The organism is Micromonospora sp. M51 (assembly GCF_018070305.1).
Classification (GTDB): Bacteria; Actinomycetota; Actinomycetes; order Mycobacteriales; family Micromonosporaceae; genus Micromonospora; species Micromonospora parva.
Genome location: NZ_JAGPXZ010001210.1, coordinates 1 through 1,135, shown reverse-complemented (window position 1 = coordinate 1,135; position 1,135 = coordinate 1). Strand labels below are relative to the sequence as shown.

General features: G+C 75.1%; 1 pseudogene. It reads right to left on the bottom strand.

Annotated elements, in window-relative coordinates:
- Window positions 1-1,135: pseudogene (locus tag KBX53_RS33760) on the bottom strand (thioredoxin domain-containing protein); the annotation flags it as partial.

The window sequence follows — 1,135 nt, the reverse complement described above, 5'->3', positions numbered from 1 at the left end:
CGGACGGTCGGCGAGCAGCGGCACACCCGGCTGGTCCGGCCGCCCGGCGACGACCACCGCTCCGGGTGGGGCATGCCGGCGGGCGGCGGTCACCAGCGGATCGCCGGCCGGGTCGTCGGTGACCACGGCGATCTCGTACGGCCCGGAGAGCAACGCCTCGCCGACCATGGCCGCGTACCCGGTGAACCGGGGGTGCTGCCCGACGATCGGCGCGACAGTGCCGAGGGCCGCTTCGGCTGCCTCCCGGTAACGCGTCTCCCCGGTCAGCGCCGAGTACGCCACCAGCCCGGCGATCAACGCCGACCGGCCCGACGGGGTGGCGTTGTCGGTCGGGTCGGCCGGGCGGGCGACGAGCCGTTCCGCGTCGTCGGCGGTGTCGTAGAAGGCCCCACCGGGGGCGGCGAAGCGCGCCAGGGCGGTGTCCAGCAGCTCGCCGGCCACGGTGAGCCAGCGGCCCTCGCCGGTGAGCTGGTGCAGGGCGCAGAAGGCCTCGGCCACGCAGCCGTAGTCCTCCAGGACACCGGCCGGCTCGCCGACCTTGCCGTCCCGGGAGACCCGGCGCAGCCGGCCGTCCACCAGGTGCACGGTGGCCAGGTGCTCGGCGGCCTGGCGCATCGCCCCGTCGGCGACGATGGTGATGCCGTCCATCAGGTTGGCGTCCTCGTCCTGCGGGGACACGTTCCCGGCGGCGACCTGCTGGAACTCGGCGAGAGCGGTGATCGCCAGGCCGTTCCAGGCGGCCACCACCTTGTCGTCGAGGGCCGGCTGCGGGCGGGTGTCCCGGGCGGCGAGCAGCCGTCCGACCACCTGCTGCCAGCGGGCACGCACCTCGGGTGCGGCATCGTCCACGTCCCGGGCGAGCCGCAGCACGCTCATGCCGTGTTCAAAGGTCCCCTCGTCGGTGACGGTGAACAGGTCGGCGGCGAACCGGCCGTCCTCCTCGCCCAACGCCTCGACGAGTTGTGTGGGAGACCAGGCGTAGGTGAGCCCTGCGACGCCCTCGGTGTCGGCGTCCAGGGCGGACGCGAACCCCTGCCCCGGCCGGTGCAGCTCGTCGGCGAGGAACCGGGCGGTGTCCCGGGCCACCCGGCGGGCCAGCGGGTCGCCGGTGAGTCGCCACAGCTGGGTGTAGACC